This window comes from Marinobacterium iners, assembly GCF_017310015.1.
GTDB classification, from domain to species: Bacteria; Pseudomonadota; Gammaproteobacteria; order Pseudomonadales; family Balneatricaceae; genus Marinobacterium; species Marinobacterium iners.
Genome location: NZ_CP022297.1, coordinates 1140687 through 1154099 on the forward strand (window position 1 = coordinate 1140687; position 13413 = coordinate 1154099).

The following is a 13413-nucleotide window of genomic DNA, read 5'->3' on the forward strand; positions in this document are numbered from 1 at the left end:
GTTTGTTCTAATATTCTAGGGCCGTAATCAGTCGGGATCAATCCTGATCAGTCTGAAGGGTGATACTGTTTACATCGACCCGGTCCCGCGTGATACGAAAGCGAATGTTCAGACCATACAGGCTGATACCGTATTCTCTTGCCTCATCCTGTTTCCTGTAAGCCGGGCGCGGGTCACACAGCAGGACTTCGGTGATCTGTCGCGCCAGTGGCTGGCCAAGGCGGCCTGCATGAATCTGGCAAGCCTGTTGCGCCGACTGACTGAAATGCACAGGAAGTGTTAACCGCTCGATGCGTGACGCCAGAGCAAATTCCGCCTCAGGCAGGCTGTCGGCGTAGGGAAGGTAGGGTTTGATGTCGAGAATGGGAGTTCCGTCAAGCAGGTCTGCCCCTTCCACTTCCAGCCAGACCCTATCTCCGCTTTGCTCGATACTGCACAGACGGACAGGCGACAGGCCTATGGGGTTGGGGCGAAACGGTGAGCGGGTGGCAAATACTCCCAGACGCTGGTTGCCACCCAGTCGAGGTGGCCGCACAGTGGGGCTCCAGCCCTGGTCTGAGGTTGCACTGAACAGGAACAGCAGCCAGATATGGCTGCACTGCTCCAGCCCGCGTACCGATTCAGGATTTGAATAGGGGGGAACCAGTTCAATTCGGGCGCGAATAGAGGCCAGCCCCGGCTGGCGCGGGATGCCGAACTTTTGGTCAAACGGGCTGTGGATAAAGCCGATCGGTGTCATGCTGTGGCTGTGTGGGACGGTCATCGTCTACTCCGCAGGATTCAGCCGGCAGTATACCCGATCAGGCCGCCTCAACCAGTGGTGCTCGTTTCTGTACCGGCGTTGTACTGCTCCAGTGACGCGATGCTTTCTCGGCCTGCTCGGCCAGACGATGAATGTGGCTCAGAGCATCCATCAGTGCAACAGAGTCAGCCGTGTTCAGCAGGCTGGAAATGGTCTGGTTCAGCAGGCTGCCCTTGAGGTACTGATATTCACGCTGTACCTGGCGCATCATCTGGTGTGCTTCGTAGCCCTGAATGGCCTGATCTTCGCGCACTTCACAGGCGTCGATGAGATGGATGACCGCCTGCTGAAACTCCTGCACGCTCGTGCGCACACCGGGGTCCTTGAGCTGCTCCAGTACAGGGTAGTATTCCGGAAGGCGCGCTGACAGGCGTGCGACTTCACTGAAGTAGCGCGCAACCCTGAGTGAGATTGGCAGCGTTTCACTGATCTCAATACTCAGGTTCTGTCGTGCCAGCTCTTGGTTGAAGTCACCAATACGGCTGATCAGCAGGTTCACGCTGTCGGACTGTTGTTGCAGCCGAGTGGCAGCGCCGCGTTCAGCGCTGATCGCTTCACGAGCCATTCGACTGCAGATACGGCTGACGCGGGCCAGCTCCATATTAATCGCTTCAACCGCGAGGGAGGGGGTCGTGATGATGTTTTTGTCCAGATACTGGGGCGTTGCTTCATCTTCTTCCTGGGTGCGGAAACGTTGCTTCAGAAACGTGACCATGCGGTCGGTCAGAGGCCACATCAGCAGTACCCCCAGTAAATTGAACAAGGTGTGGAACATCGCCAGTAACGCAACCAGATCAAATTGGGCCGGGTCCAACCGGTTGAGGAAGCCCCCCAGCAGCATCAGCAGCGTCAGACCGACCAGCCCTGTCAGCAGGTTGAAAATGACATGTGCCGCTGAGATTCGCTTGGCATTGGATGTGGCGCCAATGGACGCCAGCAGGGCGGTGGTTGTGGTCCCCACGTTGGCGCCGATAACCAGTGCAGCGGCTGCCGCAAGAGAAATGCTGCCCGTGTACACCAGCGACAACGCGATCGCAATGACGGCGGCGGAGGCCTGCATCAGAAAGGTCATCACAATACCGGCCAAAACAAACAGCGCCAGTGCCAACGGGCCTGCACCCAGCTCGGCAAGGGGAACCGAAGAACTCAGGCCGTCGAACGCCTCGCGCAGGAAATCCAGGCCGATAAAAAAGATGCCAAAGCCGGCCACTGCGGTACCGATATGGCCCAGCCGATTGTTGTTGCCTGTAATGCGCAGCACCATGCCGAGCCCGATCATGGGTAACGCAAAGGCGCTGATCTTGAACTTGAAGCCGATCAGTGCCACCAGCCAACCGACCATGGTGGTACCGATATTACTGCCATAGATGATCGAAACCGATTGGGTCAGTGTCAGCAGGCCTGCGTTCACGAACCCCAGGGTCGCGACGGTTACGGCGCTGGATGACTGAACCAGTGCAGTAATCAGTGTACCTGATACAAGCCCTCGCAGTCGTGAGCCTGTTGCCATTTCAAGTGCTGCGCGCAAGGAGCGCCCGGCTGCCTGTTTCAGGCCATTGGTGAGCAGTTGCATGCCCAGCAAAAAAAGACCGATACCACCAAACAGCTGTCCCAGCATTTCAAATGTCATCGCCTTTCCATCCAGGCAGAAAATAAGCTTCAAGCTAGCAAAAACCCGGACATCCGTCGATATGGATCGGTAGCCGAATCCTATGCTTATCGGCTTTTAACGGTTCTCGGGTGTTCTTGCCAGAACCCAGACATCGACCCGTTTACAGCCATGCTCACGCAGCAGTCGCGCCAATGTTGATACGGTGGTACCTGTGGTCATGACATCGTCGATCAGTGCAACGTACTCAGGAGCGGTTGAGCGCACAGTAAATGAGTCTTGCAGGTTACGGCGCCTGGCTTCAAGACTGAGCGACATCTGTTTGGGGGTTCGACGATGCTTGCGCAGGCTGAGCTGAAGCGGAATGTGTAATTGATGGCTCAATCTTTGTGCCAGCAGCTCGGCCTGATTGTAGCCTCTGTATATCTGGCTGAAGGGGTGCATTGGGACCGGTATCAATGCATCTGGCCAGCGGCCCTCGTGACGCTGGCGAATAAAATCGCTGAGCGTGGCCGCCAGCCACCCCAGGTGCGCAGGCTGGCGGTGATACTTGATCGCCGGAATTAATTGGCTGAGTGGGAATGAATAGGTGAAAGCGGCCTGTACCTTGTCAAAGGCTGGCAGTTCATTGCTGCAATGTGAGCACAGGCCGGACAGGTGGCGGGGAAGAGGCAGAGCACAACGAGGGCAGGCATGTATCAACCACGGCAGGTCTGCGTGGCAGCCTTCGCACAGGCCGTGAAACCGGTGGTCTGACGCACCGCAAAGCGAGCACTTCTGTATATTATCTAAACAGCTGTTGATTATGTATTTAAACATAGGTTGACAGTTCCTTCTGTCTAATTAAGATGCTGGGAATTGATATGCGATCCGTGCATGTCCCATGATTATGTCACAAGGGGATTGGAGTTATGCTAAGCCAGGCTGAAGTGCGCCACGACTGGACCGAACAGGAAGTACGCGCCCTGTTTGAATTGCCGATGAATGATCTGCTGTTTCAGGCTCAAAGCGTACACCGCCAGCACTTCAATCCCAATGAGGTACAGGTCAGCACGTTGCTGTCGATCAAGACCGGCTCCTGCCCGGAAGACTGCAAATACTGTCCGCAGAGCGCCCACTATAATACCGGTCTGGAAAAACAGCGTCTGATGGAAGTCGAAGCGGTGCTGAACAAGGCCAGGCAGGCGAAAGAATCCGGTTCAACCCGTTTCTGTATGGGCGCTGCCTGGAAACACCCCACCGAGCGTGACATGCCCTACGTAATCGAGATGGTCAGGGGCGTGAAAGCGATGGGGCTGGAAACCTGCATGACGCTTGGCATGTTGCAGGAAACGCAGGCGCAACAGCTGGCCGAGGCGGGGCTGGATTACTACAACCACAACCTGGACACCTCGCCGGAGTTCTACGACAAGATCATCACTACGCGCAGCTACGAGGATCGTCTGAATACCCTGCAGCATGTACGTGATTCCGGCATGAAAATCTGTAGCGGCGGCATTTTGGGCATGGGTGAAACTGCCAGGGATCGTTATGGCCTGCTGATGCAACTGGCCAACCTGCCGCAGCAGCCAGAGTCGGTGCCGATTAACATGCTGGTGAAGGTGCAGGGCACGCCGCTGGAAAACGTGGAAGACCTCGACCCTCTGGAATTCATCCGTACCATCGCCGTGGCGCGTATCATGATGCCCAAATCCCATGTGCGTCTGTCTGCCGGTCGTGAGCAGATGTCCGACGAATTGCAGTCCATGGCGTTCTTTGCCGGTGCCAACTCCATCTTCTACGGCGAATGCCTGCTGACCACGCCAAACCCGGAAACCAACCGCGACCTGCAGCTGTTCAAACGTCTGGGTATTCGCCCGGAACAGCGCATCGAAGACTCCGATGCCGACCAGGAGCAGAAACTGGCCGCCGAGATTCAGGCCCAGCAGGATGCTGATCTGTTCGTCGACGCCACCGTCGCGCACTGAGGCAGATCCATGTCCTTCAATGATCTGGCCGCCGCGCTCGAAGTACGGCGGCAGGATAACCTTTATCGTCAGCGCCGAGTGCTGGAGTCGGCCCAGGGGCCGGAAGTCAGCGTTGATGGCCGTCGCTATCTGGCGTTCTGCTCCAACGACTATCTGGGGCTGGCCAACCACCCAGAGGTGATCGCTGCGCTTAAGCAGGGTGCCGATACCTACGGCGTGGGCGGCGGTGCGTCTCATCTGGTCAACGGACATTCGCAGGCTCACCATGCGCTGGAAGAAGAGTTGGCGGAATTTACCGGCCGTGAGCGGGTGCTGCTGTTCTCAACCGGCTACATGGCCAACATTGGTGCCGTCAATGCCCTGATCGGCAAACAGGATGCGGCGTTTCAGGACCGTCTCAATCATGCATCCCTGTTGGATGCGGGCCTGCTCAGTGGTGCTCGTTTCCAGCGTTACCTGCACAACGACCCCGATAGCCTGGCTCAGCGGCTGAGTCGCTCAGAAGCGCGCCGCAAGCTGGTGGTCACTGATGGCGTGTTCAGCATGGATGGCGATATTGCCGACCTGCCAGAGTTGAGTCGAGTAACCCGCGAGCATGACGGCTGGCTGATGGTGGACGATGCCCATGGTTTTGGCTGTCTGGGCACCAAGGGCGGCGGCTGCGTCGAGCACTTCGGTCTGAGCAACGAAGAGGTGCCGGTACTAATCGGCACTCTGGGTAAAGGCTTCGGTACCTCCGGCGCTTTTGTAGCCGGTTCCGAAGTGCTGATCGAAACCCTGATCCAGTTTGCCCGCACTTACATCTATACCACCAGCATGTCGCCGGCGGTGGCTCAAGCCACCCGTGCCAGTCTCAGGCTGGTGCAGTCCGAAAGCTGGCGCCGCGACGAGCTGGCGCAGCTGATCCAGCGCTTTCGCAGTGGCTGTGAGCAGCTGGGTTATGCGCTGATGGATTCGCCAACGCCTATCCAGCCGATTCTGATCGGCGATGCCGGTGAGGCGATGCGGATCAGTGCCGCGCTGGAAGCACGTGGTATCTTTATCAGTGCCATCCGTCCGCCCACTGTCCCGGCGGGTAGCTCGCGCCTGCGGGTGACCCTCAGTGCGGCCCACAGCGAAGAGCAGGTGGATCGCTTGCTGGAAGCGCTGAATCAGGTTCGTACCGGAGGCGTGGCATGAGTCTGTGGCATGAAACCCGTGGCACTGGCCCTGATCTGGTGCTGCTGCATGGCTGGGGGCTGAACTCTGGCATCTGGGGTGACTTTTCCGACCGCCTGGCCGAGCGTTATCGTGTAACGCTGATTGATCTGCCGGGGTTGGGACGTTCTGCACCCGCAGGTGATATGTCGTTGGGCTCCGTGGTTGGGGCTCTGTTTGAAGCCGCACCCGAGCAGGCGCACTGGGTGGGCTGGTCGCTTGGCGGACAGCTGGCATTGGCCTGTGCCGAACAGGCGCCGGAACAAGTGAAAAGTCTGAGCCTGATTGCCGCCAACCCCTGTTTTGTCGCCCGTGAGGATTGGCCCTGCGCCATGGCGTCGGACGTATTCAACGTCTTTGTTGAGTCACTGGCGTACAACGAGGCCAAAACCCTGCAGCGCTTTGCCGCCCTGCAGACGCGTGGTTCAGCCAGCGCCCGTGATGAGTTGAAACGACTTAAAGGTGTTATGGCAACGGCGGAGCCTCAGGCACTGGCATCAGCGCTGATGCTGCTGGAATCCGACCTGCGCTCGGCCCTGGCCACTCTGAACTGCCCAGCCCAGCTGATATTGGGTGCTGAAGACCAGCTGGTACCGGTAGGTCTGGCGAAGCAGGTACAGGCATTGAACCCGAAGCTGAAGGTTAATGTACTGGCGCAGAGTGCACACTTGCCTTTTATCAGCCATGCCGATGAAGCGCTGAACATGCTCAATGCGCTGGTGCGCCAGGTGGATGGTGCCGATGCAGCGGGATAAACGCAGGGTTGCCCAGGCATTCAGTCGTGCGGCCGAGAGTTACGACTCCGTTGCTCAGTTGCAGCGCGCTATCGCCGACCGTCTGCTGCAGTGGCTGCCCGAGGAGGTCGAAGGCAACCTGCTGGATCTTGGTTGTGGCACCGGATATGCCTCGCCGCATCTGCATGCGTGTTATCCAGAGTCACCGCTGCTGCATCTGGATCTGGCCCATGGCATGCTCACCTTTGCCCGCGAACAGCGGTCGGTGCCGGGGGCATTCTATCTCTGTGGTGATGCCGAACAACTGCCACTGGCGGACGCCAGCATTGAGCTGATCTGGTCCAGCCTTGCCGTGCAGTGGTGCGAACAGCCGGACCGGTTGATGACCGAACTGGCGCGGGTGCTTAAACCGGGCGGTCGTTGTCTGCTGGCCACGTTGGGACCGGATACGCTGCATGAGCTGAAGCGGGCATGGGCAGCGGTGGATGACGATGTGCATGTGAACAGCTTTACAGCACTCGAACGGCTACTGGCATACAACACCGGCCTGACATTGGCGCGGTGCGAGACTGAATACAGGGTGCTCCGTTACAATCGCCTGCAGGAGCTGATGCACGAGCTCAAGGCGTTGGGTGCTCATAATGTGAACAGTCGTCGCGATCAAGGGCTGAGCAGTCGTCAACGCTTGATAAGGCTGCTGGACGCCTATGAACGGCAGCGTCAAGCCGATGGTGCTCTTCCCGCTACCTATGAAGTTTATTATCTGGAACTGTTCAAGGAGTCCCAGTGAAAAAGCGCTTTTTCATCGCCGGTACCGATACCGATGCAGGCAAGACTCTGGTGACCACCGGACTGCTCACGGCTGCAAACCGCAGAGGGTTGAGAACCATAGGCCTGAAACCGGTGGCAGCCGGGTGTGAACAGACGCCGGATGGACTGCGCAACTCCGATGCGCTGCTGCTGCAACAGGCTGCCAGCATCAAGCTGAGTTATGAGCAGGTCAACCCGATCGCTTTCGAACCACCGATCGCACCGCACATTGCCGCCGAACAGGAAGGGCGAGTGTTGACCGCCGACCGACTGGCGGCCTATTGCCGTGGCACCATGATGCAACCGGCAGATCTGGTGCTGGTGGAAGGTGCCGGTGGCTGGCGCGTGCCGCTGAGCATGCGTGAAAGCCTGGCGCGGCTGCCACAATTGCTGGAGCTGGATGTGATCCTGGTGGTGGGGATGAAGCTGGGCTGCATCAACCACGCTATTCTGACCGCCGAGGCGATCGCCCGCGATGGCCTGCGCCTAGCCGGCTGGGTCGCCAACCATATCGACCCGGACATGAGTTGCCCGGATGAAAATCTGGCCACGCTGGAGAGGCTGTTCCGCGCTCCTCTGCTGGGGCGGATTCCCTGGTTGGATGATCCTGACCCAGAGCGAGTTGCCGACCATATTGATCTGATTCCACTGTTGGATGAGTAAAAAGTGACCAATGGGTGCAGTTGTTCTATACTGCTACCAGATGCAATCAAAGGCGTACCGAGCGTCAGGATACTAAGGTCCTGACGCGTGCTGTTTTGTCGCCTGAACTGCAATTGAAAATGATGGAAGGTGCCCCATGAACATTACATCAGCTCAGAACAGTGGCATGTTCAACGTAAACCGTACTCTGGACAACACACCGAAAGTATCCGGTGACACTCAGGGCAGCGGTCGTCCGGACTTGGCAGAAGTCGCTTCCGGGCGTGAAATTAATCAGGCTGTTGCCAACTCTACCGTCAATGAAACCACCGAAGCTGCCGCTACCAAGGTGGTTAATGCGACGGATGAGGTGCTGGGTAACCTGATCGATACCATGGCCTGATACAGGAAGGGAGGGGTGATCCTCCCTCTTCTGCCATGAGCACAGCACTCTCCAGTATCTCACCCCCGTCGGTTCCTGTTTCCGGCACCTATTCACAGCCTGCCACCCGGGCAAGCCAGCCTGATTCGTCTGCGCAAGCGCAGGCAGGCAGTGCAAGCGACACTGCGCAAGGCTCATCCTCGACTCCAAAAGACACTGTATCAAGTTCACGCCAACAGTCGGTTGAGCAGCGTCAGGAGCAGCGCGTTTTACAGCAGCTAAGCGCCCGTGACCGGGAGGTCCGGCAGCATGAAATGGCGCATCAGGCTGCCGGCGCCGGTATTACCGGTGCTGTTTCCTACAGTTACGAACGTGGCCCTGATGGCCAGATGTATGCTGTTGGCGGTGAGGTGAGTATTGATACCTCTGCCGTCAGCGGAGACCCGCGTGCGACCCTAGAGAAGGCGGAAGCGATTATTCGTGCGGCGATGGCGCCGGCTGAACCTTCGTCTCAGGACTATAGAGTTGCAGCCAGTGCTCGTGCCATGGCCGCCGAAGCACGTGCTGAGCTGGCCCAAATGGAGGAGAGTGAAGCGAGCGAAGAAAGCGGTGAAGAACCGGAGCAGACAACGGGTGCCGCAGCTGAAACGCGTCAGGAAGACGGTGCCGGTAACGAGAGGCGCGCCGAGATGCGTGAGGCGCAGGCAGAATCCATGGGGCGGCTGCAGCGGCAGCTGGTTGAGGCCGGTGTTTTTGCTCGGATGTATCCGCCCGGCACTCTTTTCAGTTATCAGGTCTGAGGAATTTTTCGACCAGTCGAGTAAATGCGCTAGGTTTCTCGACATGCGGCAGATGTCCCGCACCGGCGATAATCTTGAAGTTGGCGGCAGGAAAGCGTGACAGAATGGCCTGCTGATGCTCTGCCTGGATATAACCTGACTCCCCGCCCTTGATGAACAGAACAGGTCCTCCGTAGGGCGTGCCCTCGGGCGCAGCCGCTATCTGGCGATATTGCTGCTCAAGTGAGGGCAGGTTCATGCGCCATGCGAAATGTCGGTCTTCATTGCGGTAGAGGTTTTTCAGCAGGAATGCGCGGGTTGCCTCTGAATTCACATGCTGGCTCAGTATATCGTCAGCCTCGCGTCGGCTTTTCAGCTGCGACAGGTTAATGCATTTAAGGCCTGCAAACACATCGTTATGATGTGGTGGATACTCGACCGGGGCAATATCAACCACTATCAGCCGCTCGACTTTGCCTGGATGATCCATCGCCAGCTGCATCGCGGCTTTGCCACCCATTGAGTGCCCCATCAAATTGACCTTTTCAAGCCCCAGCCGGTTCATCAGCTCGATCACGTCATCTGCCATGGCGGTATAGTCCATACGCGAATCGTGTGGCGAGCGACCATGATTGCGAAGATCGACGGCAATGACATCAAAGTGTTCACTGAGCTGTTTAATCTGGGCACCCCAGTTTTCCAGCGTGCCAAACAGGCCGTGCAGAATGACCAGCGGCGCTCCCTTGCCACTGCGATGAAAATTCAGTTGCATGATGAATACCCGAAATGAGCAGGCCGCACGTATGCTTGGCTACGTGCGGCGACAGGATCACAGAATGTCGATCAGCTCGACATCGAATACCAGAGTTGAATAGGGCGGAATGCCACCGGGAGAGCCCTGGGCACCGTAGGCCAGTTGGTAAGGTACATAGAGGCGCCATTTGGCCCCTTTGGTCATCAGCTGCAGGGCTTCGGTCCAGCCTGCGATCACGCCACCGACCGGGAATTCGGCCGGCTGGCCGCGTTCATAGGAGCTGTCGAACACCTTGCCATCGATGAAAGTGCCGTGATAGTGGGTGCGCACCTTGCTGCTGGCGGTCGGATTTTCACCATTTTCGTCACCGGCTCCGATGATTTCGTACTGCAGGCCTGATTCAAGCGTCACGACACCTTCACGTTTGGCGTTGTCTGCCAGAAACGCTTCGCCCTTGGCTGCCGCTGCGCGTGCCTGTGCTTCCTGAGCTTCGCGCATGCGCTGAGTGATCTCGTTGAACGCGGCCTGAATCTGCTCGGCAGGTACCCGCAGGCCTTCACCACCAAAGGAATCGCGCAAACCGGTGATCACCGCTTCCACATCGACACCATCAAAGCTGCCCTGAGCCAGCTGGTCACCCATCTGGCGGCCAATGCCATAGCTGGCGCGCTGTTCTGTTGTTTCGAATACCTGTTCAGACATATTAAATCCGCTTGTCGTTCGGTTGATTAAAGAGGGCGATGCTAACATAACTGCAGCTTTGACGGGGCTTCAGTCGCTGATCTTCTCGACGCGGCAGATCAGAGCACCCCGGTGCAATCGGGCCTGGATCTGCTCGCCCGACTTGACCTGTGTGTTTGCAGTAATGGCGGTACCATCGCTGGACTGAACAATAGCGTAACCACGCTCCAGTGTTGCCAGAGGGCTGACACTGTTCAATTCGCGCATGAGTCCCTGCAGCTTGAGCTGGCGACGTTCAAGCAAATGGCAAATGGAAGACTGCAGCCTCTGTTGCAGTGGCTGCAGCTGCTGTGCCTTTTGCTGCAGCATGCGAGATGGCGAAACCTGACGCAGTCGCTGTTCCAGAGTATCCAGTCGCTGTTGGCGTCTGTTCAGCTGCTGTTGAAGCGCACGCTGCAAACGCAGTTCAAGCTGATCGAGTCGTTGGCTCTGCTCACGCAGGCGTTCACCGGGGTGACGCAGCCTGAGTCGAAGGTGATCCATACGCTCACGGCAGAGCTGCAGCTGTAGATGCATTTGCCGCTGCAAGCGGTGCTGCAGGCTTGCGAGATGCTGCAATTGCACCTGCTGATCCGGACTGATTAGCTCAGCCGCAGCTGAGGGCGTAGGTGCACGCAGGTCAGCCACAAGGTCGCTGATCGACACGTCGACTTCATGCCCTACCGCAGATACAACAGGAATACGGGAGGCTGCAATGGCGCGTGCCACAATTTCCTCGTTGAAGGGCCAAAGATCTTCCAGAGAGCCGCCGCCGCGACCCACAATCAGTACATCACAGCGCTGATCACGGTTGGCCAGTTCGATGGCGCGTACAATCTGGCCTGCAGCCTCGTTACCCTGAACCGCGACCGGATAAAGCGCTATCGGCAGTGCCGGGCAGCGTCGCTGCAGAACGGTCAGTATGTCGTGGATCGCCGCCCCGGTAGGGGAGGTAATCACGCCAATATGGCGTGCAGGGGAGGGAAGTGGTCGTTTACGGCCGATCTCGAACAGGCCTTCACCGGCCAGTTTCTGTTTCAATGCTTCAAAAGCCAGCTGCAGCTTGCCCAGTCCGCTTTCCTGCATCTGCTCACAAATCAGCTGAAAGTCTCCGCGTCCTTCGTACAGGCTCACCTTGGCCTGAATCACCACCTGGTCCCCTTCTTTCGGGCGAAAGCGAACCTGTTGGTTGCGGTTGCGGAACATGGCGCAGCGTACCTGCGCTTTGTCATCTTTCAGCGTAAAATACCAGTGTCCTGAGGAAGGACGGGCGAGGTTGCTGATCTCGCCTTCGACCCTCAGGCTCATGAAGGAATTTTCCAGCAGTGAACGCACCTGACGGTTCAGTTCACTGACGCTGATGGCGGTAGAGTGTGTGGCTTCAGATCGGTTCATGCCGGCATGATAAACGACATCGGCAAGGCTGGCATCCATCGTGATCGCTGATTGTTGTCTGCGCAGGTTTTGTGTATAATTTCCTGTTTAATTTTTCACAGAAAACGGGCTGGTTCAGTATGTTGCGAATCGTTGAAGAAGCGCTAACCTTTGATGATGTTTTGCTGGTTCCGGGATACTCGGAAGTACTCCCGAAGGACGTTTCACTGAAGACCCGCCTGACCAAGGGTATTGAACTGAATATTCCGCTGGTCTCGGCGGCCATGGACACCGTTACCGAATCCCGTCTGGCCATCGCGATGGCACAGGAAGGTGGTATCGGCATCATCCACAAGAATCTCACCCTCGAACAGCAAGCCGAAGAAGTGCGCCGGGTCAAAAAGTTCGAGTCTGGCGTTGTGCTGGATCCGGTTACCTGCAGTTCCGATACCACCGTGCGCGAAATCATTGAGCTGTCGCGCAAGCTGAGCTTCTCCGGCTTCCCGGTTGTAGATAACGGCGAGCTGGTGGGTATTGTTACCAGTCGCGATGTGCGTTTTGAGCATGATATGGATGCGACTGTTTCCACTATCATGACACCCAAGGATCGACTGGTCACAGCCAACGAAGGCGAAGATCCTGACGTTATTCGCGAATTGCTGCGCAAGCACCGCATTGAAAAGATCCTGCTGGTTGACGACAAGTTCGCTCTGCGCGGCATGATGACCGTGAAGGACATGAGTAAGGCTCAGGCGTTCCCCTATGCTGCCAAGGATAGTCGTGGTCGTCTGATCGTTGGTGCCGCAGTGGGTACCGGCCCCGAAACCCCTGATCGTGTGGCGGCTCTGGTAGCAGCCGGTGTTGATATGATTGTGGTGGATACCGCACACGGTCACTCCAAGGGTGTTATTGATCGTGTGGCCTGGGTGAAGCAGAACTTCCCGCAGGTGCAAGTGGTGGGTGGCAACATCGCAACGGCAGAAGCTGCCATTGCGCTCGCTGAAGCAGGTGCGGATGGCGTGAAAGTGGGTATCGGTCCCGGTTCCATCTGTACTACACGAATTGTTGCCGGTGTGGGCGTGCCGCAGATTTCGGCGATTGCCAATGTGGCAGCTGCACTGCGCGAGCACGGTGTTCCCTTGATTGCTGATGGTGGCATACGTTTCTCCGGCGACCTTTCCAAGGCAATTGCTGCCGGAGCCTCTGCGGTGATGGTCGGCTCTATGCTCGCCGGTACTGATGAGGCGCCGGGCGAAGTCGAGCTGTTCCAGGGGCGTGCCTTCAAGTCCTACCGCGGCATGGGCTCTTTGGGTGCCATGTCAGGCCTGACCGGCTCTTCCGATCGCTACTTCCAGGATGCGAAAGACGGTGCCGAGAAGTTGGTGCCGGAAGGCATCGAGGGTCGTGTTCCCTGCAAGGGACCGATGGCGGGTGTCGTGCATCAGCTGATGGGCGGTCTGCGAGCTTCCATGGGCTATACCGGTTGTGCCACCACCGAGGAGATGCGCAACAAGCCCAAGTTTGTACGCATCACCAACGCGGGCATCACGGAAAGCCATGTGCATGACGTAAGTATTACCAAGGAAGCCCCCAACTATCGTGTGGGCTGAACAACCAATATCTAACTGACAAGTGGGGCGGTG

The 13413-nt window shown here is 57.6% G+C and carries 14 protein-coding genes; 8 read left to right on the plus strand and 6 right to left on the minus strand.

The window, feature by feature from the left end; genetic code table 11:
- Nucleotides 1-37: 37 nt before the first annotated feature.
- The 3 genes from tsaA to CFI10_RS05595 form a co-directional block, all read right to left on the minus strand.
- The gene (gene tsaA, locus CFI10_RS05585) at nt 38-763 is read right to left on the minus strand and encodes a tRNA (N6-threonylcarbamoyladenosine(37)-N6)-methyltransferase TrmO (RefSeq protein ID WP_242530126.1); all 726 of its coding nucleotides are present in this window, start codon (nt 761-763) and stop codon (nt 38-40) included.
- A gap of 37 nt (nt 764-800) precedes the next feature.
- Nucleotides 801-2432: a Na/Pi cotransporter family protein gene (locus tag CFI10_RS05590; RefSeq protein WP_206840424.1), complete on the minus strand. Its 1632-nt coding sequence runs from the start codon at nt 2430-2432 to the stop codon at nt 801-803.
- Between the two features lie 96 nt (nt 2433-2528).
- Complete coding sequence (locus tag CFI10_RS05595) at nt 2529-3230, minus strand: ComF family protein (RefSeq protein ID WP_206840425.1); 702 nt, start codon at nt 3228-3230, stop codon at nt 2529-2531.
- 92 nt (nt 3231-3322) lie between these two features.
- Here CFI10_RS05595 and bioB point away from each other — a divergent pair, with 92 nt between their 5' ends.
- The 7 genes from bioB to CFI10_RS05630 all read left to right on the plus strand — a co-directional run bounded on the left by bioB (nt 3323) and on the right by CFI10_RS05630 (nt 8943).
- Nucleotides 3323-4378, plus strand: coding sequence for a biotin synthase BioB (gene bioB / locus CFI10_RS05600; protein WP_206840428.1), 1056 nt, complete (start codon nt 3323-3325; stop codon nt 4376-4378).
- Between the two features lie 9 nt (nt 4379-4387).
- A complete protein-coding gene (bioF, locus tag CFI10_RS05605) occupies nt 4388-5557 on the plus strand; it encodes an 8-amino-7-oxononanoate synthase (RefSeq protein ID WP_206840431.1) in 1170 nt (389 codons plus the stop codon).
- Complete coding sequence (gene bioH, locus CFI10_RS05610; protein WP_206840433.1) at nt 5554-6330, plus strand: pimeloyl-ACP methyl ester esterase BioH; 777 nt, start codon at nt 5554-5556, stop codon at nt 6328-6330. The genes bioF and bioH overlap by 4 nt, the downstream gene beginning before the upstream one ends.
- A complete protein-coding gene (gene bioC, locus CFI10_RS05615; protein WP_206840436.1) occupies nt 6317-7099 on the plus strand; it encodes a malonyl-ACP O-methyltransferase BioC in 783 nt (260 codons plus the stop codon). The genes bioH and bioC overlap by 14 nt, the downstream gene beginning before the upstream one ends.
- A complete protein-coding gene (gene bioD / locus CFI10_RS05620) occupies nt 7096-7782 on the plus strand; it encodes a dethiobiotin synthase (protein WP_206840438.1) in 687 nt (228 codons plus the stop codon). Before bioC ends, bioD begins: the two co-directional genes overlap by 4 nt.
- Nucleotides 7783-7918: 136 nt before the next feature.
- Complete coding sequence (locus CFI10_RS05625; protein WP_091825468.1) at nt 7919-8164, plus strand: hypothetical protein; 246 nt, start codon at nt 7919-7921, stop codon at nt 8162-8164.
- Nucleotides 8165-8199: 35 nt separating this feature from the next.
- The gene (locus CFI10_RS05630) at nt 8200-8943 is read left to right on the plus strand and encodes a putative metalloprotease CJM1_0395 family protein (RefSeq protein ID WP_206840440.1); all 744 of its coding nucleotides are present in this window, start codon (nt 8200-8202) and stop codon (nt 8941-8943) included.
- Here the strand turns inward: CFI10_RS05630 and CFI10_RS05635 are convergent.
- From CFI10_RS05635 to xseA, 3 genes are all read right to left on the minus strand, one after another.
- Nucleotides 8927-9694 carry an alpha/beta fold hydrolase gene (locus tag CFI10_RS05635; RefSeq protein ID WP_206840442.1) on the minus strand — a complete coding sequence of 256 codons (768 nt, stop codon included), beginning with the start codon at nt 9692-9694 and terminating at the stop codon, nt 8927-8929. The two genes, CFI10_RS05630 and CFI10_RS05635, sit on opposite strands and share 17 nt — an antisense overlap.
- A 57-nt stretch (nt 9695-9751) precedes the next feature.
- Complete coding sequence (bamJ, locus tag CFI10_RS05640; protein WP_206840444.1) at nt 9752-10378, minus strand: BamJ family beta-barrel-assembly machinery protein; 627 nt, start codon at nt 10376-10378, stop codon at nt 9752-9754.
- A 69-nt stretch (nt 10379-10447) separates the two neighbouring features.
- Nucleotides 10448-11830, minus strand: a complete 1383-nt coding sequence (gene xseA, locus CFI10_RS05645; RefSeq protein WP_242530127.1) for an exodeoxyribonuclease VII large subunit — start codon at nt 11828-11830, stop codon at nt 10448-10450.
- Nucleotides 11831-11910: 80 nt separating this feature from the next.
- Between xseA and guaB the strand changes: the two genes are divergently transcribed.
- Nucleotides 11911-13380: an IMP dehydrogenase gene (gene guaB, locus CFI10_RS05650; protein WP_091825478.1), complete on the plus strand. Its 1470-nt coding sequence runs from the start codon at nt 11911-11913 to the stop codon at nt 13378-13380.
- The last annotated feature ends 33 nt before the right edge of the window (nt 13381-13413 follow it).

What these genes read in the sequence shown, in the direction of transcription:
- xseA (WP_242530127.1), bottom strand. Translation starts at nt 11,830, where the DNA reads ATGGATGCCAGCCTTGCCGATGTCGTTTATCATGCCGGCATGAACCGA.
- guaB (WP_091825478.1), top strand. Translation starts at nt 11,911, where the DNA reads ATGTTGCGAATCGTTGAAGAAGCGCTAACCTTTGATGATGTTTTGCTG.
- bioH (WP_206840433.1), top strand. Translation starts at nt 5,554, where the DNA reads ATGAGTCTGTGGCATGAAACCCGTGGCACTGGCCCTGATCTGGTGCTG.
- CFI10_RS05625 (WP_091825468.1), top strand. Translation starts at nt 7,919, where the DNA reads ATGAACATTACATCAGCTCAGAACAGTGGCATGTTCAACGTAAACCGT.
- CFI10_RS05595 (WP_206840425.1), bottom strand. Translation starts at nt 3,230, where the DNA reads ATGTTTAAATACATAATCAACAGCTGTTTAGATAATATACAGAAGTGC.
- bioC (WP_206840436.1), top strand. Translation starts at nt 6,317, where the DNA reads ATGCAGCGGGATAAACGCAGGGTTGCCCAGGCATTCAGTCGTGCGGCC.
- tsaA (WP_242530126.1), bottom strand. Translation starts at nt 763, where the DNA reads ATGACCGTCCCACACAGCCACAGCATGACACCGATCGGCTTTATCCAC.
- bioB (WP_206840428.1), top strand. Translation starts at nt 3,323, where the DNA reads ATGCTAAGCCAGGCTGAAGTGCGCCACGACTGGACCGAACAGGAAGTA.
- CFI10_RS05635 (WP_206840442.1), bottom strand. Translation starts at nt 9,694, where the DNA reads ATGCAACTGAATTTTCATCGCAGTGGCAAGGGAGCGCCGCTGGTCATT.
- CFI10_RS05590 (WP_206840424.1), bottom strand. Translation starts at nt 2,432, where the DNA reads ATGACATTTGAAATGCTGGGACAGCTGTTTGGTGGTATCGGTCTTTTT.
- bioF (WP_206840431.1), top strand. Translation starts at nt 4,388, where the DNA reads ATGTCCTTCAATGATCTGGCCGCCGCGCTCGAAGTACGGCGGCAGGAT.
- bamJ (WP_206840444.1), bottom strand. Translation starts at nt 10,378, where the DNA reads ATGTCTGAACAGGTATTCGAAACAACAGAACAGCGCGCCAGCTATGGC.
- CFI10_RS05630 (WP_206840440.1), top strand. Translation starts at nt 8,200, where the DNA reads ATGAGCACAGCACTCTCCAGTATCTCACCCCCGTCGGTTCCTGTTTCC.